Genomic DNA, 20,484 nt, shown 5'->3' on the forward strand with positions numbered 1-20,484 from the left:
CAATCGCAAGTGAGTCGGAAGGCGTGTGACGCCGTGAACACCGTTCTCTGGATCCTGGCCGGTCTGCTCGCCGTGGCGTTCCTCGCCAGCGGGGGGATGAAGCTCGCCCGCTCCAAGGAGCAGCTCGCCGCCTCCGGCATGGGCTGGACCGAGGGCTTCGGCCAGGGCACGATCCGCCTCATCGGGGTGCTCGAGGTGCTCGCGGCGGTGGGCCTGGTGCTGCCGGCCCTGACGGGGGTGGCCCCCGTGCTCGTGCCCCTCGCGGCGACGGGTCTCGTGCTCGTCATGGTCGGCGCGATCGTGACCCACGCCCGCCGGGGCGAGACGCCCATGATCGTCGTCAACGTCGTGCTCCTCGTCCTCGCCGCCGTCGTCGCATGGGGTCGTTTCGGGCCGTACGCGTTCACCTCCTGAGCGGTCGCCCGCGGGCCGCGGGGCGCGCCGTCCGCACCCACCCCTAGGCTGGCGCGGTGACGCTCGCAACCGGCATCGGCTCCTGGCCCGGCACCTCGGTGCGCGACGCGCTCGCGCAGGTGCGCGAGCTGCTCGACGGGGAGCTGCCCTACCTGCCGGAGCTGCCCGAGCGCGGCCCGGGCGCCGACATGATCGGCCGGACGGCCGGCCTGCTCGTCGAGCTGCCCGTCGACCTCCAGCCGGTCGGCTGGCGCTTCGTCGACCGTCCCGGCCTCGATGCCGCCCGCACCGCCGCGCTGCTCCGGGAGGACCTCGACGAGCTCGCCGAGGCCTTCGACGGGCACACCGGCCCCCTCAAGCTGCAGGTCGTCGGGCCGTGGACGCTCGCCGCGAGCCTCTGGCTCCAGCGGGGCGAGCGCGTCGTCGTCGACGACGGCGCGTGCCGTGACCTCGTCGACTCGCTCGCCGAGGGGGTGCGCCTCCACGTCGCGGCGGTGCGGCGCCTCGTCCCGGGCGCCGAGGTCGTGCTCCAGCTCGACGAGCCGAGCCTGCCGACGGTGCTCGCCGGTCGCCTGCCGACGGCCTCGGGCTTCGGGCGCCTGCCCAGCCTCGACCCGCAGGTCGCTGCCCGCGGGCTCCAGACGGTGCTCCAGGCCCACGACGGCCCGACCGTCGTGCACTGCTGCGCAGGGTCGCCGCCGGTGCCGCTGCTGCGGGCGGCGGGGCCGGGAGCGCTCTCGCTCGACACCTCGCTGCTGCGCCCCCGCGAGTGGGAGGGGGTCGCGGTCGCCGTCGAGGACGGCATCCGGCTGCACGCGGGAGCCGTGCCCACCGGCGGCGGGCGCACCCGGGCGACGCAGCTCGCCGACGACCTCGTCGCGGCCTGGACGCGCGTCGGCCTCCCGCTCGCGCGGCTCGCCGACCTCGTCGTGACGCCGGCGTGCGGCCTCGGGTCGGCCACCCCGCCCGTCGCGCGGGCGGTCCAGCGCGCCGCGGTCGAGACGGCCCGCGAGCTCGAGCAGCGCAGCGCAGCCTGACGCCCAGGGCGCCCAGGCGCCCTGACGCTCTGACGGCATACGTGATCGGGCCCCGAGCGCGACGGAGGCCGGTCACCCGAGGGTGACCGGCCTCCGTCGTACGCCTGGGGCGCTCAGAGGCTCAGAGGGCCGAGCCGGCCTTCCACTTCGCCCAGCTGAGGTTCCAGTCGGAGTAGCCGTTGCCCATCGTCATGGGACGGTCGGTGCCCGTGGTCTCGACGACGTCGCCGATGCGCATCTGACCGAAGAGCCACTCGCCGTTGGCGTCGCTCATGCCGGTGCAGCCGTGGCTGACGTTGCGGCGGCCCTGGTCGGCGACCGACCACGGTGCGGTGTGCAGGAACTCGCCCGAGTTCGTGACCCGCATGGCGTACTTGACCGGGGTGTCGGCGTAGTAGTTCGGGTCGTCCTTCTTCAGGCCGATGGTCTCGGCGCGCATCGTGATGTTCGTCTGCTTGTCCATGATCACCTTGACGCCGGAGCGCGTGGTGAACCCCGGGCGCCCGCCCGTGACGGGGATGCGCTTGACCTTGGACCCGTTGATGTAGACGTCCATCTGGTCGGTCTTGAGGTTGACCTTGGCGATGACCGAGCGGCCGATGGTGAAGTCGGAGGTGCGGCTCATCTGGCCCCATCGGTTGCTGCCGGCGGGGACGCCGTTGAGGTTGGCCTCGACGTGGACCTTGGTGCCGGCCTTCCAGTACGTCTTCGGGCGCCAGTGCGCCTCGCGCGAGCTGAGCCAGTACCACGAGCCGGCCTGGGCAGGGGAGGCCGTGACCGACATGTTCTTCTCGAAGCTCTTCTTGTCGGTGACCGGCAGGTCGAACCGGACGACGACGGGCATGCCGACGCCGACCGTGCCGCCGTCGCGCGGCGAGACGGCCACGTAGACCTGGTCGTCGAGCGTCAGCTTCGCGGTCGAGAAGGTGCGGGTCGACTCGACGGCCTTGCCGTCGGTGTCGGTCGCCTCCATGTCCAGGGTGTAGGTGACACCCGGTTCGAGCAGGTCGCCCGCGGTCCACGTGCCGCCCTCGAGGTCACCCTCGACGTCGACCTTCTTGCCCTTCTTGCTCTCGTAGGAGAGCGAGGCCTTGGTCAGCGTGCCCTTCTCGGCCGCGGCGGTGACGCGCGTGTCGACGGCGACGTCCTCCGCCTGCTCGCCCGGCGTCGTCGTGAAGACGACCGGGTCTGTGGTCGGGGTCGGGGTGGGCGTCTCGGAGGGCGTGCTGTCGGACGACGCGCTCGTGGACGGCTTGCCGTTGTCGGCCGTGGCCGAAGCGTTGCAGGCGCTCGCGCCCAGCACGGCCAGCACGGCCACCCCTGACACTGCGGCAGAACGGATGCTCGACTTCACGCGGAAAACCCTTCGCAGACGTACCGCCGGACGCTCCCGGGCGGGACGGGGCGCGGCACGTCGGTAGTGACCCCACCCCAGTGTCACCCGAAAGGGCCGGATATCCCAAAACCGACGGCGAGTCCAGCCGCCGCGTGTCGCGCCCTCCCGAGGGCGGGTGGCGCGACCGCCGGCGAGCCTCAGGCGTCGACGCCCGGACGCACCTCGCGGCGCAGGATCTTGCCCGTCGGGCCCTTGGGCAGCTCGTCGAGCGACCAGATGCGGCGCGGGTACTTGTAGGCGGCGAGCCGCTCCTTGACGTAGGTCTGCACGTCCTCGAGCGTCGTCGTCGAGCCGGGCCGCAGCACGACCGCCGCGCCCACCTCCTCGCCCATGAGGTCGTCGGGGACACCGACGACCGCGGCCTCGAGCACGTCCGGGTGCGTGTAGAGCACCTCCTCCACCTCGCGCGGGTAGACGTTCAGGCCGCCGCGGATGATCATGTCCTTCTTGCGGTCGACGATGGTGAAGTAGCCCTCGTCGTCGACCGTCGCGAGGTCGCCCGAGCGGAACCACCCGTCGGGGATGGCCTCCTTCGTCGCCTCGGGGCGGTTCCAGTAGCCCTTCATGATGTTCTCGCCGCGGATCGCGATCTCGCCGATCTCGCCGGCCGGGGTGTCGTTGCCCTCGAGGTCGACGAGCTTCATCTCGCACCCGGGGATCGCGCGGCCGATGGTGCCCGGCTTCGTCGGCTTGTCGGGCATGTTGAACGACGCGACGGGAGAGGTCTCCGACAGGCCGTAGCCCTCGAGGATCTGGCAGTGGAACTTCTCCTCGAACGCCTTCATGACGGCCTCGGGCATCGCCGACCCCCCGGACGCACAGGTGCGCAGGCTGCTGGTGTCGGCCTGGTCGGCGTTCGGGTGGTTGAGGATCGCGGCATACATCGTCGGGACGCCCTGGAAGATCGTCACGTGGTCGCGCCCGAGCACCTCGATGGCCTTGGCGGGGTCGAAGCGGGGGATGAGGCTGAGGGTCGACCCGCGCTGCACCGAGGTGTTGAGCCCGCACGTCAGGCCGAAGACGTGGAAGAGCGGCAGGCACCCCATGATGACGTCGTCCTCGGTGATCTGCATGATGTCGGCGGCCGAGCGCTCGGCGTTGCGGTGCAGGTTGAAGTGCGTGAGCTCGGCGCCCTTGGGCTTGCCCGTCGTGCCGCTCGTGTAGAGGATCACCGCCGTGTCGTCGTCGGCGCGCTCGACGGGCTCGAGCACGACCTCGTCGGCGGGCACCTCGGGCAGCTGGCCCTCGGCCGGTCCCGTCGGGCCGCACACGACGATGCGGGTGCCGGTCTGGGCGGCCGCCTTGTGCGCCTCCTCGGCGAAGTCCGGCAACACGAAGCTGACCTTCGCGCCCGAGTCCTCGTAGAAGTACTCGATCTCCCCGGCCTTGAGCAGCGGGTTCATCGGCACGACGACCGCTCCCGCGAGCAGGGTGCCGTAGAAGGCGACGGGGTATGCCGGCACGTTCGGCAGGATGAGCGAGACCCGGTCGCCGGGGGCGACCCCGATCGCCCGCAACTGCGCCGCGACGGCCGCCGCCGCCCGGTGCAGGGCCGACCACGACACCTCGAGCTGGTCGAGGCGGATGCCGACCTTGTCGGGGATCCGCCCGGCGGTGGCGACGAGGTTGGCGGCGAGGTTGGTCATGGGTGCTCCTTTGCAGCGACCTGGGCAGACGACGGCAGCGACGACTGCGGCCATTGTTACCCGTGAGTCGTCCGGTGAACAGGGGAGTGGGCCGGACGTGGCGCACGTCGCCCCGCCCGGGCGTCGGACCCGGCTGGCAGGATGTGCGCGTGAGCGAGAGCAGCGTCCCCGCGCCCGGCCCCACCCCCGTCACCGACGACGTCCCGCCCGAGGTCCACCAGGAGTGGGCCGAGCTCGCCGAGCAGGCCGGCGCCGCGCAGTTCGCCTACCACGTCAAGGACGCACCGACGATCAGCGACGGCGAGTACGACGCGATCATCCGGCGCCTGGGCGAGATCGAGGAGCGGTTCCCCTCGCTGCGCACGCCCGAGAGCCCGACCCAGAACGTCGGCGGGGCCTCGTTCGCGACCGGGTTCGAGACGGTCGACCACGTCGAGCGCATGCTGAGCCTCGACAACGCCTTCTCCTTCGAGGAGCTGCAGACCTGGGCCGAGCGGGTCGAGCGCGAGGTCGGCTCCGGTGCGCACTTCCTGACCGAGCTGAAGATCGACGGGCTCGCCATCAACCTGCTCTACGAGAAGGGCCGCCTCGTACGCGCCCTGACCCGCGGCGACGGCCGCACCGGCGAGGACGTCACCAACAACGTCCGCACCATCGAGGGCATCCCGGACCGCCTCGCCGGCGACGACGTGCCCGAGCTGGTGGAGATCCGCGGCGAGGTCTTCTTCCCGACCGCGGCCTTCGCCGACCTCAACGCGAGCCTCGTCGAGGCCGGCAAGGCGCCCTTCGCCAACCCGCGCAACGCGGCTGCCGGCTCGCTGCGCCAGAAGGACCCGAAGGTGACGGCCACCCGCCCGCTGCGGATGCTCGTGCACGGCATCGGCGCGCGCCGCGGCTTCGACGTCGAGCGCCAGAGCGAGGGGTATGCCGCCCTGCACGGCTGGGGCCTGCCGACCTCCGACGAGGTGCGCGTGCTCGACGACATCGCCGCGGTGCAGGAGTTCGTGACCTACCACGGCGAGCACCGGCACGACCGGGCCCACGAGATCGACGGCATCGTCGTCAAGGTCGACGAGGTGTCGCTCCAGCGCCAGCTCGGAGCCACCTCGAGGGCACCCCGGTGGGCCATCGCCTTCAAGTACCCGCCCGAGGAGGTCAACACCCGGCTGCTCGACATCCGGGTCAACGTCGGGCGCACCGGTCGGGTCACGCCCTACGGGGTGATGGAGCCGGTCGTCGTCGCGGGGTCGACGGTGGAGAACGCGACCCTGCACAACGCGTACGAGGTCGAGCGCAAGGGCGTGCTCATCGGCGACACCGTCGTGCTGCGCAAGGCCGGCGACGTCATCCCCGAGATCGTCGGGCCGGTCGTCGACCTGCGCGACGGCACCGAGCGGGCCTTCGTCATGCCGACGGAGTGCCCCTCGTGCGGCACGACCCTCGCGCCCGAGAAGGAGGGCGACAAGGACATCCGCTGCCCCAACACGCGCTCGTGCCCGAGCCAGCTGCGCGAGCGGGTCTTCGCGCTCGCCTCGCGCAGCGGCCTCGACATCGAGGCCCTCGGCTGGGAGGGCGCGAACGCCCTGCTCGAGTCCGGGGTCGTCACCGACGAGGGCGACCTGTTCGCACCGCCCGAGGGCAGCCCGCACGCGGGGGAGTACGGCATCACCCGCGAGAAGCTGTCGCGCGTGCCGCTCTACACCCGGGCCGCGAAGAAGACCGACCCGGACGACGCCGTCGTCGAGGGTCGGGTGCTGTCGGCCGGCGGGGAGACGCTGCTCGCCGAGCTCGAGAAGGCCAAAAGACAGCCGCTCTGGCGCGTCGTCGTCGCACTGTCGATCCGCCACGTCGGGCCCACGGCGGCGCGGGCGCTCGCGACGCACTTCGGCTCGATGGAGGCCATCCGGACGGCCTCGACGGAGGAGCTCGCCGAGGCCGAGGGGGTCGGCGGGGTGATCGCCGAGGCCGTGACCGCCTGGTTCGCGGTCGACTGGCACCGCGAGATCGTGCGTCGGTGGGCCGACGCCGGGGTCCGCATGGCCGACGAGGTCGACGCGTCGACGCCGCGCACCCTCGAGGGCAGGACGGTGGTCGTGACGGGCTCGCTCGAGGGCTTCTCGCGTGACGAGACCAAGGAGGCGATCATCAGCCGCGGTGGCAAGGCGTCCGGCTCGGTGTCGAAGAAGACCGACTTCGTCGTCGTCGGCGCGAACGCCGGCTCCAAGGCCGCCAAGGCCGAGGAGCTCGGGCTCACGGTGCTCGACGAGGACGGCTTCCGCCGCCTCCTCGAGACCGGTTCCCCCGACTGACCCCGACCGTCGAGAGGCCACCTTCTGTGGGTGCCTCGTGGTCGAGTGGCCACGAGGCTCCGGCGGGTCGTGAGCGTGGTGCGACCGTCGACGCGGGCGTATGCCGTGACGTCCCGGTGGCTGACGCGGACCGGCGCTCGGCCAGACCCGCAAGGAGTGGCCACTCGACGGAGGGGACCCGCACGGAATGGCCACTCGACGGTGGGGGATGGCTCCGTGCATGTGGGCGCAGCCCACTAACCAGGGCCAGGTGTGTGTGTCGCCACCGTCACATCGACGGGCCGTCCTCCTAGGCTTGCCCGAAGTTCCCGCCGCCGGCGTTCTGCCGGCGGCCCCCGCAACCGCGACACGACGCACGAGGAGGTGCTGGTCTTGACGGCTACCCCGTTGCTCGAGACCCGGGCCCTGACCAAGGAGTTCCGTGGCTTCCGGGCCGTCTCCGAGGTCGACCTGACGGTCGAGCGAGGCACCGTCCACGCCCTCGTGGGGCCGAACGGCGCCGGCAAGACGACGCTCTTCAACCTCCTCACCGGCTTCCTCACCCCGAGCTCCGGCGCGGTCGTCTTCGACGGCCGCGACATCACCGGCCTCGCCCCCGAGCAGATCGCGCCGCTCGGCATCGCGCGGTCCTTCCAGATCACGAGCCTCTTCGAGGCGATGACGCTGCGCGAGCACCTCGAGCTCGCCCTCGCCAGCCCGACCGGCATGGGCCGGCAGTGGTGGCGGTCGGTCTCGCGCCTCGCGACCTTCCGCGACCGCGCCCCGCACCTGCTCGACCGGGTGGGCCTCGCCGACCGGGCGGACGCCCCCGCGTCGTCGCTCGCCTACGGCCAGAAGCGCGCGCTCGAGCTCGCCATCGCCCTCGCCCTCGACCCGAAGCTGCTCCTCCTCGACGAGCCGACGGCCGGCATGGGCATCGAGGACGTCGACCGCACCATCGCCCTCGTCAAGGAGCTCGCCGAAGGCCGCACCGTCGTCTTCGTCGACCACAACATGCACGTCGTCGGCTCGCTCGCCGACCGCGTCACGGTGCTCCAGTCGGGCCAGGTGCTCGCCGAAGGGTCCTACGAGCAGGTGCGCGCCGACGAGCGCGTCATCACGGCATACCTCGGAGCAGCGCATGAGTGACGACACCGGCACGACGACGGTCACCACCGACTCCCCGGTGGCGCAGGGGCGCTCGCCGATGCTCGAGGTCTCCGACCTCTCGGCGTGGTACGGCGAGGCCCGGGTGCTCACCGACGTCAGCATCGACGTCGCGCCCGGGGAGGTCGTCACCCTCGTCGGGCGCAACGGCGCGGGCAAGACGACGCTGCTGCGCTCGGTCATGGGTCTGCACCGCCAGATCGAGGGCGCCGTCGGCCTCGACGGCCAGGACCTCACACGGCGCTCGCCCGACGCCCGGGCCCGGGCCGGCATCGGCTGGGTGCCCGACGACCGCGGCATCTACGCCAGCCTCAGCGTCGCCGAGAACCTGTTGCTGCCCCCGGTCGTGCACGAGGACGCGTGGTCGATCGAGAAGGTCTACGACTTCTTCCCCGTGCTGCACGAGCGCCGCGACTTCCCCGGCACCCGGCTCTCCGGCGGCGAGCAGCAGATGCTCGCCATGGCGCGCGTGTTGCGGATGGGCTCGCGGCTGCTGCTCCTCGACGAGCCGAGCGAGGGTCTCGCGCCCGTCATCGTGCAGCGGATCGGCGAGATCATCCGCGAGATCAAGCAGCAGGGCGTCGGTGTGCTGCTCGTCGAGCAGAACGTCACGTTCGCTGCCACCGTCGCCGACCGCCACTACCTGCTCGCCCAGGGCGCCGTCGTCGAGCACCTCGGCAACGAGGAGTTCCGCTCCCGCAGGAGCGAGCTGCTCACCTACCTCGGGATGTAGCGCCGCGCCGCTCCCGCCGCCCGGTCGGCCCCTCGCGGCCCCGGGACCACCCCGCCACACCCACCTCACCCGCCTTCCCGTCACATCTGTCACACCCGTCACAACCCCAGGAGGGGACATGCGTAGCAGGACAGTCCAGGGCACCGTCGCCATCGCGGCGACCGCGTCGCTCGCGCTCGCCGCGTGCGGAGGGGCCGGCGGCCCCCAGTCCGGCGGATCGAGCAAGCTCACCGACGACAAGGTCGTGCTCGGCCTGCTCAACGACCAGTCGGGCGTCTACAAGGACCTCTCCGGCCCGAACAGCAAGGTCGCCATCGAGATGGCGATCGAGGACTACAAGGCCAAGTACGGCGAGAAGGCCGTCGCCCAGACCATCGAGGTCGTCACGGCGGACCACCAGAACAAGGCCGACGTCGCGAACTCGAAGTCGCAGGAGATGTACGACCGGCAGAAGGCCGACATCATCCTCGACGTGCCGAACTCGGCCGCCGCGCTCGCCGTCGCCACGCAGGCCAAGAACAAGAAGAAGCTCTACATCAACATCGGTGCGGGCACGACGGCCCTGACCGGCGCGAGCTGCAACAAGTACACCTTCCACTGGGCCTACAACACGGCCATGCTCGCGCGCGGCACCGCCGGCACGATCACCAAGGAGGGCGGCACGAGCTGGAACATCGTCTACCCCGACTACGCCTTCGGCCAGGACATGAACACGTCCTTCAGCGGTGAGGTGACGAAGGCGGGTGGCACGGTCGGCCAGTCCATCGCCTCGCCGTTCCCGAGCGACAACTTCGCGACCTTCATCACCAAGGCCGGCGAGGGCAGCCCCAAGGTCGTCGGCTCGATGCACGCCGGCGGCGACCTCATCAACTTCGTCAAGCAGTTCAACCAGAGCGCCCTCAAGGGCAAGGTCCAGCTCGCCGTCGGCCTGATGTTCATCACCGACATCCACTCGCTCGGCGTCGACCAGTTCGCCGGCACCCAGTTCACCGACGCCTGGTACTGGAACTTCGACGCCGAGAACAAGAAGTGGGCCGACCGCTTCAAGGAGAAGACGAACACGCGTCCGTCCTTCGCCCACGCCGCCAACTACTCCGCCGCGATGAACTACCTCGAGGCGGTCCAGGAGGCCGGCACCGACGACGCCGACGCCGTCGTGGCCAAGCTCGAGGGCAAGAAGATCAACGACGTCTTCCTGCGCAACGGTGAGGTCCGCAAGGCCGACCACGCCGTGACGCACGACGTCTACCTCGCCAAGGTCAAGAGCTCCGCCCCCGAGGAGTGGGACTACGAGGACATCGAGAAGACCATCCCCGCCGCCGAGGCGTACGGCGAGGCGAACCCGGCCTGCTCGATGAGCTGACCCACCCCGTGGGGCCCGTTCCCCGCGCCCGTATGCCGTCCGGCCGCGTCCCCGCGGACGCACCGGACGGCAGACGGCCGGGGTGGCGACCCCGCACCGTCCGGCCCGATCGACCGCGAACGAGCGAGAGACATGAGCGAATTCATCCAGTACACCCTCCAGGGGCTCGCCGCCGGTGGGTTCTACGCGCTGTCAGCGCTGGGGCTCGCCGTCATCTTCGGCGTGCTCGGAGTCGTCAACTTCTCCCACGGCGCCTGCTACATGCTCGGTGCCGTCATCTCCGCGGTGCTGCTCGGTGAGCTGCACGTCGGCTTCTGGGTCGCGCTCGTCGTCGTGCCGATCCTCATGTTCGGCTTCGGGGTGCTCATGGAGCGCCTCCTCGTGCGGTGGCTGCTCGCGCTCGACCCGCTCTACAACTTCCTGCTGACCTTCGGGCTCACGCTGATCCTCGTCGAGGCCGTCAAGCAGCGCTACGGCGTCTCCGGCCTGCCCTACGAGGTGCCCGCCGGCCTCGGCGGCCAGGTCAGCGTCGGCAGCGTCAACCTCGGGGTCTACGCGATCTTCGCCTGCCTCTTCTCCGTCGTCGTCTGCGTGGCCGTCGGGCTGCTCCTGACGCGGACGCGGATCGGCATGATCGTGCGGGCCTCGACCGAGGCGCCCGAGCGCACCCGCGCGCTCGGCATCAACGTCGGCCGGTGGGTGACCCCGGTCTTCGGCTTCGGCATCGCCTTGGCCGGCCTCGCCGGCGTGCTCGCCGCGCCGACGCGGGCCATCACCGCCGAGATGGGCAGCAACTTCATCATCGTGCTCTTCGCCGTCGTCGTCATCGGCGGCCTCGGCTCCATCCTCGGGGCGGTGGTCGCCGGCTTCCTCGTCGGACTCGTCGAGGCCTATGGCATCGCCTACGCCCCCACCTACGCCCAGATCGTCATCTTCGTGCTGATGGCGCTCGTCGTCCTCGTCCGGCCCTCGGGGCTCTTCGGACGGGAGGAGGTCGCATGAGTGAGCAGCTGACCGCCACGGTCGACGTCGACCTGGCCCAACCCTCGATCCTGTCCCGGCGCAACCCGCTCCGCTACGTGCTGCTGCTGGCTGGCCTCGCCGTCGCCGTGCTGCTGCCGTACTGGGTCTACCCGCCCGTCGCGATGGACATCCTCTGCTGGGGCCTCTTCGCGATCAGCGTCGACCTCCTGCTCGGGTTCACCGGCCTGCTGAGCTTCGGCCACGCCGCGTTCTGGGGCGGCTCGGCCTACTGCACCGGCCTCATCGCGACGCACTGGGGCGTGCCGTTCCCCGTCGCCGTGCTCGGCGGCGCCCTCTTCTCGATGCTCATCGCCTGGCCGATCGGCTACCTGTCGGTGCGGCGCACCGGCATCTACTTCGCCATGGTGACGCTGGCCTTCGCGCAGATGCTCTACTTCGTCGCCAACCAGGCCCGTGACCTCACCGGCGGCGAGAACGGCCTGCAGGGCATCCCGCGCAACTTCTTCGGCATCGAGCTCGTCGAGACCGACCCGTTCTACTTCTACTACGTCGGTGCGGCGATGATCCTGCTCGGCGTGCTGCTCGCCTGGCGCGTCGTCAACTCGCCCTTCGGCCGGGTGCTGACGGCCGTGCGCGACAACCCCGCCCGGGCCCGCGCGCTCGGCTACGACGTCGAGCGCTACAAGATCACCGCGTTCGTCATCTCCGCGGGCCTCGCCGGCCTCGCCGGTGGCGTCTTCGCCGTCAGCCACCAGTTCGCCTCGCTCCAGGAGCTGATGTGGACGACCTCGGGCAAGGTCGTGCTCGTCACGGTGCTCGGCGGCATCGGCACCCTGTGGGGCGGTCTCGTCGGCGCCGGGGTCGTCGTGACCCTCGAGGACTACCTCGCGAGCTCGGGCTTCGAGGGCATCGGCCTCATCACCGGCTCGATCTTCGTGGTCATCGTCCTGCTCTTCCGCCACGGCATCTGGGGCACCGGCCGCAACGTGCTGCGCCGGTGGGTCATCGACCGGCGCCGGAGGTCTCGCGACTGACCCGGTGCGACTGACCGGGCGCGCCTGACCCGGCGCGTCGACGGGGGATCAGCCGCCGAGCACGCGGCGGGCCACCCGCCCGACGGCGAGCCACGCCACCGCGCCGACCCCCCAGTTGACGAGCGCGTTCTTGACGGCCGAGCCCCCACCGGTGAAGTGCTTGATGCCGGCGTCGCGGCTGAAGACCCCGAGGTCGGCCCAGTCTGCGGCGTGCAGCACGGCCGCCACGAGCGCGTTCCGGGTGTTCGCCTGGACCGCGACGAGCAGCGTGCCGAGCAGCAGCGCCGCGGCCGCGAGCAGGCACGCGGTCCAGGCCAGGGTGCCGAGCAGGCGCCGCAGGTGCCGCACACCGGCCCCGACGGTGGATGCCGTCCGGCGCGCGCCCACCCGCACGCCGGGGGAGCGCGACGACGAGAGTGCGGCGACGGCGCGCGCAGAGGCACGATCCTGCGGCGCCGTCGGCGCGGTCTGGGCGGTCTGGGCGGTCTGGGCGGTCGGCGCGGGTGCGTCGGTCGTGACGTCGGTCGAGGTGTCGGTCGAGGTGTCGGGGGAAGGGGCCGCGGGCGTGGTCGGGCTCGTCATCGAGGGGACTCCTTGTGGTTGCGCGTGCCGTGCACAACGAGCGACCCCCCGCGGAGGACACGGTGGAGGCGGCCCGGCCGTGTCCCCATAGACTGACGCCCATGTCATCCCTGTCCCGCGACGACGTCGCCCACCTGGCCGGCCTCGCCCGCATCGAGCTCTCGAACGCCGAGCTCGACCGCATGGTGGGTGAGCTCGGGGTCATCCTCGAGTCCGTGGCCAAGGTCCAGCAGGCCCCCACCGAGGGCGTCGCCCCGATGTCGCACCCGATGCCGTTGACCAACGTGACCCGCCCCGACGTGGTCCGCCCCAGCCTCGGCGCCGACGCCGTGCTCGCGGGTGCGCCCGAGGCCGAGCAGCAGCGCTTCTCGGTGCCGCGCATCCTCGACGAGGACTGAGCCACCGACCTGCTCGCGTGTGCCGTGTCGCCCAGCACCCGGCATACGCCCCCGCCCGTGACGGGCACCCACGAAACCGCTTGTCGCAGCAACGAACCGAAGGCACCGACGTGACCGACCTGCCAACCGACCTGACGAGGGCGACCGCCGCCGACCTGGCCGACGCCCTCGCGAGCAAGACGATCAGCTCCGTGGAGGTGACCCGGGCGCACCTCGACCGCATCGCCGCCGTCGACGGGCAGGTGCACTCCTACCTGCACGTCGACACCGACGGCGCGCTCGCCCAGGCACGCGCGATCGACGAGCGGCGGCAGTCCGGCGAGAGGCTCGGGCCGCTCGCGGGCGTGCCGATCGCCGTCAAGGACGTCATGACGACGAAGGGCGTGCCCACGACGTGCGGCAGCCGCATCCTCGAGGGCTGGGTGCCGCCCTACGACGCGACCGTCGTGACGAAGCTGCGCGAGGCCGGCCTGCCGATCCTCGGCAAGACGAACATGGACGAGTTCGCGATGGGCTCCTCGACGGAGCACTCGGCCTACGGCCCGTCGCACAACCCCTGGGACCTCGACCGCATCCCCGGCGGCTCCGGCGGCGGCTCGAGCTCGGTGCTCGCCTCGTTCCAGGCGCCGCTCGCGACCGGCACCGACACCGGCGGCTCGATCCGCCAGCCGGCCGCCGTGACCGCGACCGTCGGCACGAAGCCGACCTACGGCGGCGTCTCGCGCTACGGGCTCGTCGCCCTCGCCAGCTCGCTCGACCAGGCCGGTCCGTGCGGACGCACCGTGCTCGACACGGCCCTGCTGCACGCCGTCATGGGCGGCCACGACCCGATGGACTCGACCTCGATCGACGCGCCGGTGCCCCCGGTCGTCGAGGCGGCCCGAGCGGCCGACGTGCGCGGCATGCGGATCGGCGTCGTCAAGGAGCTGGGCGGCGAGGGCTACCAGCCCGGTGTCCGCGCGCGGTTCGACGAGTCGGTCGCGCTGCTCGAGGAGCTGGGGGCCGAGGTCGTCGAGGTGAGCTGCCCGAACTTCGAGTACGCCCTGGCTGCCTACTACCTCATCCTCCCGAGCGAGGCCTCGAGCAACCTCGCGAAGTTCGACGCGATGCGCTACGGCATGCGGGTGCTGCCCGAGGGCGTCGACGCCCCGAGCGCCGAGCAGGTCATGGCGGCCACCCGCGACGCCGGCTTCGGCGACGAGGTCAAGCGCCGCATCATCCTCGGCACGTACGCGCTCAGCTCCGGCTACTACGACGCCTACTACGGCTCGGCGCAGAAGGTCCGCGCGCTCATCGCCCAGGACTTCGACGCGGCATACGCCAAGGTCGACGTGCTCGTGAGCCCGACGGCCCCGACCACGGCCTTCAAGCTCGGCGACAAGCTCGAGGACCCGATGGCCATGTACCTCAACGACATCGCCACGATCCCGGCCAACCTCGCGGGCGTCCCCGGCATGTCCGTGCCGTCCGGCCTCGCCGACGAGGACGGCCTGCCGGCCGGCATCCAGATCCTCGCCCCGGCCACCAAGGACGAGCGCCTCTACTCCGTGGGCGCCGCCCTCGAGAAGGCCCTCGTCGACCGATGGGGCGGTCCGATCCTCGACCGCGCGCCCGAGCTGGGCGGCGCTGCTGCTGCGAAGGGAGCCTGAGATGAGCACGGCCACCGCCGACGCCGTCATGGACTACGACGAGGCCATGGGCAAGTTCGACCCCGTCATGGGCCTCGAGGTGCACGTCGAGCTGCACACCGCCACGAAGATGTTCTGCGGCTGCCCCACGGAGTTCGGCGCGGAGCCGAACTCGCAGGTCTGCCCCGTCTGCCTCGGGCTGCCCGGCGCGCTGCCGGTCGTCAACGAGAAGGCCGTCGAGTCGGCCATCCGCATCGGCCTCGCCCTCAACTGCGAGATCGCGCAGTGGTGCCGCTTCGCGCGGAAGAACTACTTCTACCCGGACATGCCGAAGAACTTCCAGACGTCGCAGTACGACGAGCCGATCGCCTACGAGGGCTACCTCGACGTCGAGCTCGAGGACGGCAGCACCTACCGCGTCGAGATCGAGCGCGCGCACATGGAGGAGGACACCGGCAAGTCGCTGCACATCGGCGGCGCGACCGGCCGCATCCACGGCGCCGACCACTCGCTCGTCGACTACAACCGTGCCGGCATCCCGCTCATCGAGATCGTCACCAAGCCGATGGTCGGGGCGGGGGAGCGCGCGCCCGAGGTCGCCAAGGCCTACGTCTCGGCGCTGCGCGAGCTGCTGCGGGCCCTCGACGTCAGTGACGTCAAGATGGAGCAGGGCTCGATGCGCTGCGACGCCAACGTCTCGCTGCGGCCGCGCGTCGGTGCGCCGCTCGACGAGGCCCAGCTCGCCGTGCCCCTCGGCACCCGCACCGAGACGAAGAACGTCAACTCGCTGCGCTCGGTCGAGCGGGCCGTGCGCTACGAGATCTCACGCCACGCGGCGATCCTCGACGGCGGCGGCTCGATCCTGCAGGAGACGCGTCACTGGCACGAGGACACCGGCATCACCACCTCGGGCCGCGTCAAGTCCGACGCCGAGGACTACCGCTACTTCCCCGAGCCCGACCTCGTGCCCGTCGCGCCCTCGCGCGAGACGGTCGAGGCGCTGCGTGGCACCCTTCCCGAGCCTCCCGGCCTGCGTCGCAAGCGGCTCCAGTCCGACTGGGGCTACAGCGATCTCGAGATGCGCGACGTCGTCAACGCCGGCGCCGTCGAGCTCATCGAGGAGACGGTGGCGGCGGGTGCCAGCCCCGCGGCGGCGCGCAAGTGGTGGCTCGGTGAGCCGTCGCGTCGCGCCAACGCGGAGGGCCAGGACATCGTCACGTACGCCGCCGGGCTGGGTCTGACGCCCGCGCACGTCGCGGAGCTCGACGGGCTCGTGACCGCGGGACGGCTCAACGACTCGATGGCGCGCCAGGTGCTCGACGGCGTCCTCGCCGGCGAGGGCACCCCGACGGCCGTCGCCGACGCGCGCGGCCTCGAGCTCGTGCAGGACGACGGTGCCCTCGAGGCGGCCGTCGACGAGGTCATCGCGGCCAACCCCGACGTCGCGGCGAAGATCCGCGACGGCAAGGTGGCCGCCGCCGGGGCGCTCATCGGGCAGGTCATGAAGGCGATGAAGGGCCAGGCCGACGCCGGGAAGGCCCGCGAGATCATCCTCGCCAAGCTCCAGTAACCGTCGAGAGGCCACTCTTCGTGGGTCCGACCCAGTCGAGGGGCCACGTCGCGTGACGTTCCCGTATGCCGCCCGCCGCGCGCGGCGGCATACGGTGGCCTCTCGACGCGAGAAGGCCCACGCGACGTGGCCTCTCGACGTCAGGGGGTGCTGGGTCAGCGGGCGCCGACGTCGGCGAGCGGGAGCGAGATGAGGCGGTCGGCGCCGTCGTTGTTGCTCGTCGTGACCCACGCGCGGCCCGCGACGAACCGGATGTCGCGGATGCGGCCGTAGGTGCCCTGCAGGTGCCGGGTCGGGGTGCCCGCCGTGCCGTCGGCGTCGACGGGCACGCGCCAGACGGACTGCCCGCGCAGGGCGGCCATGTAGACGGCGCCGTCGGGCCCGACCGCGATGCCGCTCGGCGACATCTCCGACGTCGGCCACTGGGCGACCGGGTCGATGAAGTCGGGTTCGCCGGCCTTGCCCTCGACCTCCGGCCAGCCGTAGTTGCCGCCGGGCGTGATGAGGTTGAGCTCGTCCTCCGTGTTCTGCCCGAACTCGCTGGCCCACAGGCGTTTCCGGCTGTCCCACGCAAGGCCTTGGACGTTGCGGTGGCCGTAGGACCAGATCGGCGATCCGCCGAAGGGGTTGCCGGGGGCGGGATCGCCCTGCCGCGTGATGCGCAGGATCTTGCCCCCGAGCGAGCCGAGGTTCTGCGACAGGGCGGTATCACCCGCCTCACCGGTGCCGGCGTAGAGGTACCCGTCGGGGCCGAAGGCGATGCGGCCGCCGTTGTGGTTGCGACCCCGCGGGATGCCGGAGAAGATCACGTCGGGCTCACCGAGCGCGCCGTCGCGCCACGGCACGGCCGCGATGCGGTTGTCGTCGTCGGTCGAGTAGTACGCGTAGACGGTCGGGTCGGTCGCGAAGTCGGCCGCCACGGCCAGCCCGAGCAGGCCGCCCTCACCCTCCGTGCGGGTGATGGGCAGGCGACCGACGACGGTCGACCGGCCTCCCGACCCGGGCTTCGGCACCAGGTGCACGCGGCCCGTGTTGCGCTCGCTGACGAGGGCGCTGCCGTCGGGCAGCACGGCCACCGACCAGGCGATGTCGAGGCCCCCGAGCAGCGTCACCGGCCCGGTCGGCCGGGGAGTCGTGGTGCTCGTCGGCGCCGTGGACGTCGTCGCGGTGCCGGACTCCGACGTCGCCGTGGCGGCGGGGCCACCCGTGCTGGCGGCGCCACCGCTGCCGGCCCCGGTCGACGTCGAGACGTCGTCGGACGACGGTCCCGGCTGCGTCGTCGAGCAGGCCGACGCGCCGGCCGACACGAGCAGGGCGGCGGCGACACCGCTCACGAGGGCGCGGCGCAGCGGTCGGGACGGGGACGGCATACCCCATTGTGTCCCACGGCAGGACGCTGAACGGCTGGGCGCGGCCGTCGATCCGCGGGGGACTCAGGCCCCGCGGCGCTCGAGGGCCTCGACGAGGCCGCGCTCGACGTCCGGGTGGGTGACGCCTGACGCCACGACGCGGCGTGCGGCGTCGAGGTCCCCGGTGATGGCGCGGAAGAGCACGAGCAGGTCGACGTCGTGCTCCGGCCGCTCCACCACGATCGGCGTGCCGACGGTGAGGACGCCGGGGGTCACGACCGACAGGTAGGCGCCGGTGCGCCCCGCCTCGCTGAAACGGCGCACCCACCGCGGCTCGCCCATGTGCTTCGCGAAGGTGCTGCACGGCATGCGCGGCACCTCGACCCGGAGCACGACCTCGCCGATGCGCCACGTCTCGCCGACGAGGGCGTGGGTGGTGTCCACGCCCAGCGTGGTGAGGTTCTCGCCGAAATCGCCTGCCACGACGGGCCGCCCGATCTGCTCGCCCCACCACAGCTGGTCCTCGCGCGAATAGGCGTAGACCGCCTGCAGCGAGCCGCCGTGGTGCTTGGGGTTGCCGACCTCGTCGCCGACGACACCGCTGCCGAGCCCGCCGTGCTTCGGCCCGGGGTCGCGCACCTCCGCCGAGTCGACGGGCGCCTTGGCGATGGCGGTGGGCCGGCCGCCTCCCGGCGGCGGGGTGCGTCGCCCGGACCGGAGGGACAGGACGTGGGGGAGCGCGCTCACGTCGGTGAGCCTAGCCCGCGCCGCCCGCAGGCCCCGCGGTCCGTCACCTCCCCGTCGCACCCGGGGAGGGAGCGTCGCCTAGCGTGGGTGCATGCCGACCTCCCCGCTCGTCGTGTCCGTGCCCGAAGCCGACTACGCGGAGGCGCTCGCCGACCTCGACGGCGTCGACGCCGTCGTCTGGGACATGGCGGCGCCGCACCCCCGCGGCCCCGAGATCAGGTATGCCGTCATGCCCTACATGACCTCGCTCGACCTCGCGCGGGTGACGCAGGGGCTGACCGCGCTCGAGGTCGTGCAGCTGCAGAGCGCCGGCTACGAGCAGTACGCCGACGTCGTGCCCGACGGCGTGACGCTGTGCAACGCCGCGGGGGTGCACGACGCCTCGACCGCCGAGCTCGCCCTCACCCTGACGCTGGCCTCGATCCGCGACGTGCCGGAGTTCGTGGCCGCGCAGGCGGCCCGCCACTGGGTGCCGCTGCGACTGCGCCCGGCGCTCGCCGACCGGAAGGTGCTCGTCGTCGGCTACGGCCGCATCGGCCGCGCCATCGCGAGCCGGTTCGCGCCGTTCGAGGTGACGGTGACGGCGGTCGCGTCGCGTGCCCGGGCGGGTGACGACCTCGTCGAGCACGTGCACGGCATCGTCGAGCTGCCCGCGCTGCTGCCGGAGCACGACGTCGTCGTCGTCATCGTGCCGCTGACCGAGGCCACCCGCCACCTCCTCGACGCGGACGCCCTCGCCCGGATGCCGGACGGCGCGCTGCTCGTCAACGTGGCCCGGGGGCCCGTCGTCGACACCGACGCGCTCGTCGCGGAGTGTGCGTCGGGTCGGCTGCGTGCGGCCCTCGACGTCACCGACCCAGAACCGCTGCCGGAGGACCACCCGCTCTGGACGACGCCGGGGGTGCTGCTCACGCCGCATGTCGGCGGGGCGACCGACGCGATGCGCCCGCGCGCCAAGGCGCTCGTGCGCGCCCAGGTGGAGGCGCTGCTCGCCGGGCGGCCGGTCGACAACGCCGTCGTCGGACCCTTGTCGGCCCAAGGCGGTTAGTGGACACTGTCAACATGACCGAGACCATCGTCGCCATCGGCACCCGCAAGGGCCTGTGGATCGCCCGCAGCAGCGACCGTGCGGAGTGGACCCTCGAGGGCCCCCACTTCCTCATGAGCGAGGTCGCCTCCGTCGCCGTCGACACCCGGGAGGGCCGCTCGACCGTGCTCGCCGGCGTCAAGTCGTGGCACTGGGGGCCGACCGTGCAGGTCAGCACGGACGCGGGCCGCACGTGGACCGAGAGCGCGGAGCGCGCCCTCGCGTTCCCGACCGACACCGACACCGCCCTCGAGCGGGTGTGGCAGCTGACGCCCGACCCCAACGACGCCGACGTCGTGTGGGCCGGGGTCGAGCCGCACGCGCTCTTCCGCAGCACCGACCGCGGCGACCACTACGAGCTCGTCCGCGGGCTCTGGGACCACCCGCACCGCCCGACGTGGGAGCCGGGCTTCGGCGGAGGCGCCGTCCACACCATCGTCCCCGAGCCCGGGCACCCCGAGAACCTCCTCGTCGCGATGAGCGCGGGTGGCGTCTACCGCTCCGCCGACGGGGGCGGGTCGTGGGAGGCGAGCAACCCCGGCATCCGCGCCTACTTCATGCCCGACGACGAGTACCCCGAGTACGGCCAGTGCGTGCACAAGGTGGCGCGCGGCTCGGCCGAGGGTGAGCTCTACGCGCAGAACCACAAGGGCGTCTACCGCTCCGACGACAACGGGCGCACGTGGAGCTCGATCGCCGACGGGCTGCCCACCGACTTCGGGTTCACCATCCTCGCGCACCCGCGCCGTCCCGGCGTCGTCTGGAACGTGCCCGTCGCCGACGACGGCGAGCGCATCCCGCCCGGTGCCCAGCTGCAGGTGCAGCGGTCCGACGACGGGGGAGCCCACTGGCGTGAGCAGAGCGTCGGACTCCCCGCGCACAGCTTCACCTGCGTGCTGCGTGACGCCGCCGCCCTCGACGAGGCCGACCCCGTCGGGGTCTACCTCGGCACGCGCAACGGCGACGTCTTCGCGTCGTCCGACGAGGGGGAGTCCTTCACCCGCATCGCCACCCAGCTGCCCGACGTGCTCGTCGTCCGCGCGGCTCAGATCGCCTGAGCA

Annotated in this window: 18 protein-coding genes; 13 read left to right on the forward strand and 5 right to left on the reverse strand. The window is 72.1% G+C overall.

The window, feature by feature from the left end:
- The first annotated feature begins 33 nt into the window (after nucleotides 1-33).
- Both ABD979_RS08100 and ABD979_RS08105 read left to right on the forward strand, forming a co-directional pair.
- Nucleotides 34-414, forward strand: a complete 381-nt coding sequence (locus tag ABD979_RS08100) for a DoxX family protein (RefSeq protein WP_345506956.1) — start codon at nucleotides 34-36, stop codon at nucleotides 412-414.
- Between the two features lie 56 nt (nucleotides 415-470).
- Complete coding sequence (locus ABD979_RS08105; RefSeq protein WP_345506957.1) at nucleotides 471-1,451, forward strand: uroporphyrinogen decarboxylase/cobalamine-independent methonine synthase family protein; 981 nt, start codon at nucleotides 471-473, stop codon at nucleotides 1,449-1,451.
- A 121-nt stretch (nucleotides 1,452-1,572) separates the two neighbouring features.
- On the opposite strand, the gene ABD979_RS08110 is transcribed toward ABD979_RS08105, so the two are convergent.
- Together ABD979_RS08110 and ABD979_RS08115 are read right to left on the reverse strand one after the other, a co-directional pair.
- Nucleotides 1,573-2,805, reverse strand: a complete 1,233-nt coding sequence (locus tag ABD979_RS08110; protein ID WP_345506958.1) for a L,D-transpeptidase — start codon at nucleotides 2,803-2,805, stop codon at nucleotides 1,573-1,575.
- A gap of 179 nt (nucleotides 2,806-2,984) precedes the next feature.
- Nucleotides 2,985-4,493, reverse strand: coding sequence for a long-chain-fatty-acid--CoA ligase (locus ABD979_RS08115; RefSeq protein ID WP_345506959.1), 1,509 nt, complete (start codon nucleotides 4,491-4,493; stop codon nucleotides 2,985-2,987).
- Nucleotides 4,494-4,642: 149 nt separating this feature from the next.
- On the opposite strand from ABD979_RS08115, the gene ligA reads away from it, so the two are divergent.
- The 6 genes from ligA (at nucleotide 4,643) to ABD979_RS08145 (ending at nucleotide 12,062) form a co-directional block, all read left to right on the forward strand.
- Nucleotides 4,643-6,802 (forward strand): NAD-dependent DNA ligase LigA, encoded by a 2,160-nt coding sequence (gene ligA / locus ABD979_RS08120; protein WP_345506960.1) that lies wholly within the window; start codon nucleotides 4,643-4,645, stop codon nucleotides 6,800-6,802.
- A gap of 372 nt (nucleotides 6,803-7,174) precedes the next feature.
- The gene (locus tag ABD979_RS08125; protein ID WP_425583940.1) at nucleotides 7,175-7,930 is read left to right on the forward strand and encodes an ABC transporter ATP-binding protein; all 756 of its coding nucleotides are present in this window, start codon (nucleotides 7,175-7,177) and stop codon (nucleotides 7,928-7,930) included.
- Nucleotides 7,923-8,681 carry an ABC transporter ATP-binding protein gene (locus ABD979_RS08130; RefSeq protein ID WP_345506962.1) on the forward strand — a complete coding sequence of 253 codons (759 nt, stop codon included), beginning with the start codon at nucleotides 7,923-7,925 and terminating at the stop codon, nucleotides 8,679-8,681. The genes ABD979_RS08125 and ABD979_RS08130 overlap by 8 nt, the downstream gene beginning before the upstream one ends.
- A 118-nt stretch (nucleotides 8,682-8,799) precedes the next feature.
- On the forward strand, nucleotides 8,800-10,044 hold the full coding sequence (locus ABD979_RS08135; RefSeq protein WP_345506963.1) for an ABC transporter substrate-binding protein: 1,245 nt from the start codon (nucleotides 8,800-8,802) through the stop codon (nucleotides 10,042-10,044).
- Nucleotides 10,045-10,176: 132 nt separating this feature from the next.
- Nucleotides 10,177-11,046, forward strand: a complete 870-nt coding sequence (locus ABD979_RS08140; RefSeq protein ID WP_345506964.1) for a branched-chain amino acid ABC transporter permease — start codon at nucleotides 10,177-10,179, stop codon at nucleotides 11,044-11,046.
- Nucleotides 11,043-12,062, forward strand: a complete 1,020-nt coding sequence (locus ABD979_RS08145) for a branched-chain amino acid ABC transporter permease (protein WP_345506965.1) — start codon at nucleotides 11,043-11,045, stop codon at nucleotides 12,060-12,062. Before ABD979_RS08140 ends, ABD979_RS08145 begins: the two co-directional genes overlap by 4 nt.
- A 48-nt stretch (nucleotides 12,063-12,110) precedes the next feature.
- Here ABD979_RS08145 and ABD979_RS08150 read toward each other — a convergent pair whose 3' ends face one another.
- The gene (locus ABD979_RS08150; RefSeq protein ID WP_345506966.1) at nucleotides 12,111-12,644 is read right to left on the reverse strand and encodes a hypothetical protein; all 534 of its coding nucleotides are present in this window, start codon (nucleotides 12,642-12,644) and stop codon (nucleotides 12,111-12,113) included.
- A gap of 101 nt (nucleotides 12,645-12,745) precedes the next feature.
- Between ABD979_RS08150 and gatC the strand changes: the two genes are divergently transcribed.
- From gatC to gatB, 3 genes are all read left to right on the forward strand, one after another.
- Complete coding sequence (gene gatC / locus ABD979_RS08155; protein ID WP_345506967.1) at nucleotides 12,746-13,042, forward strand: Asp-tRNA(Asn)/Glu-tRNA(Gln) amidotransferase subunit GatC; 297 nt, start codon at nucleotides 12,746-12,748, stop codon at nucleotides 13,040-13,042.
- 119 nt (nucleotides 13,043-13,161) lie between these two features.
- Nucleotides 13,162-14,691, forward strand: a complete 1,530-nt coding sequence (gatA, locus tag ABD979_RS08160) for an Asp-tRNA(Asn)/Glu-tRNA(Gln) amidotransferase subunit GatA (RefSeq protein WP_345507138.1) — start codon at nucleotides 13,162-13,164, stop codon at nucleotides 14,689-14,691.
- A gap of 1 nt (nucleotide 14,692) precedes the next feature.
- Nucleotides 14,693-16,240 carry an Asp-tRNA(Asn)/Glu-tRNA(Gln) amidotransferase subunit GatB gene (gene gatB, locus ABD979_RS08165; RefSeq protein WP_345506968.1) on the forward strand — a complete coding sequence of 516 codons (1,548 nt, stop codon included), beginning with the start codon at nucleotides 14,693-14,695 and terminating at the stop codon, nucleotides 16,238-16,240.
- A 155-nt stretch (nucleotides 16,241-16,395) separates the two neighbouring features.
- On the opposite strand, the gene ABD979_RS08170 is transcribed toward gatB, so the two are convergent.
- Nucleotides 16,396-17,610, reverse strand: a complete 1,215-nt coding sequence (locus ABD979_RS08170) for a PQQ-dependent sugar dehydrogenase (RefSeq protein ID WP_345506969.1) — start codon at nucleotides 17,608-17,610, stop codon at nucleotides 16,396-16,398.
- Between the two features lie 63 nt (nucleotides 17,611-17,673).
- Complete coding sequence (locus tag ABD979_RS08175) at nucleotides 17,674-18,336, reverse strand: MOSC domain-containing protein (protein WP_345506970.1); 663 nt, start codon at nucleotides 18,334-18,336, stop codon at nucleotides 17,674-17,676.
- 91 nt (nucleotides 18,337-18,427) lie between these two features.
- Here ABD979_RS08175 and ABD979_RS08180 point away from each other — a divergent pair, with 91 nt between their 5' ends.
- Together ABD979_RS08180 and ABD979_RS08185 are read left to right on the forward strand one after the other, a co-directional pair.
- A complete protein-coding gene (locus ABD979_RS08180; protein ID WP_345506971.1) occupies nucleotides 18,428-19,384 on the forward strand; it encodes a 2-hydroxyacid dehydrogenase in 957 nt (318 codons plus the stop codon).
- Nucleotides 19,385-19,398: 14 nt separating this feature from the next.
- Nucleotides 19,399-20,481 (forward strand): WD40/YVTN/BNR-like repeat-containing protein, encoded by a 1,083-nt coding sequence (locus ABD979_RS08185; RefSeq protein ID WP_345506972.1) that lies wholly within the window; start codon nucleotides 19,399-19,401, stop codon nucleotides 20,479-20,481.
- Nucleotides 20,482-20,484 lie beyond the last annotated feature (3 nt).

The organism is Terrabacter aeriphilus (genome assembly GCF_039542985.1).
Lineage (GTDB): Bacteria > Actinomycetota > Actinomycetes > Actinomycetales > Dermatophilaceae > Terrabacter > Terrabacter aeriphilus.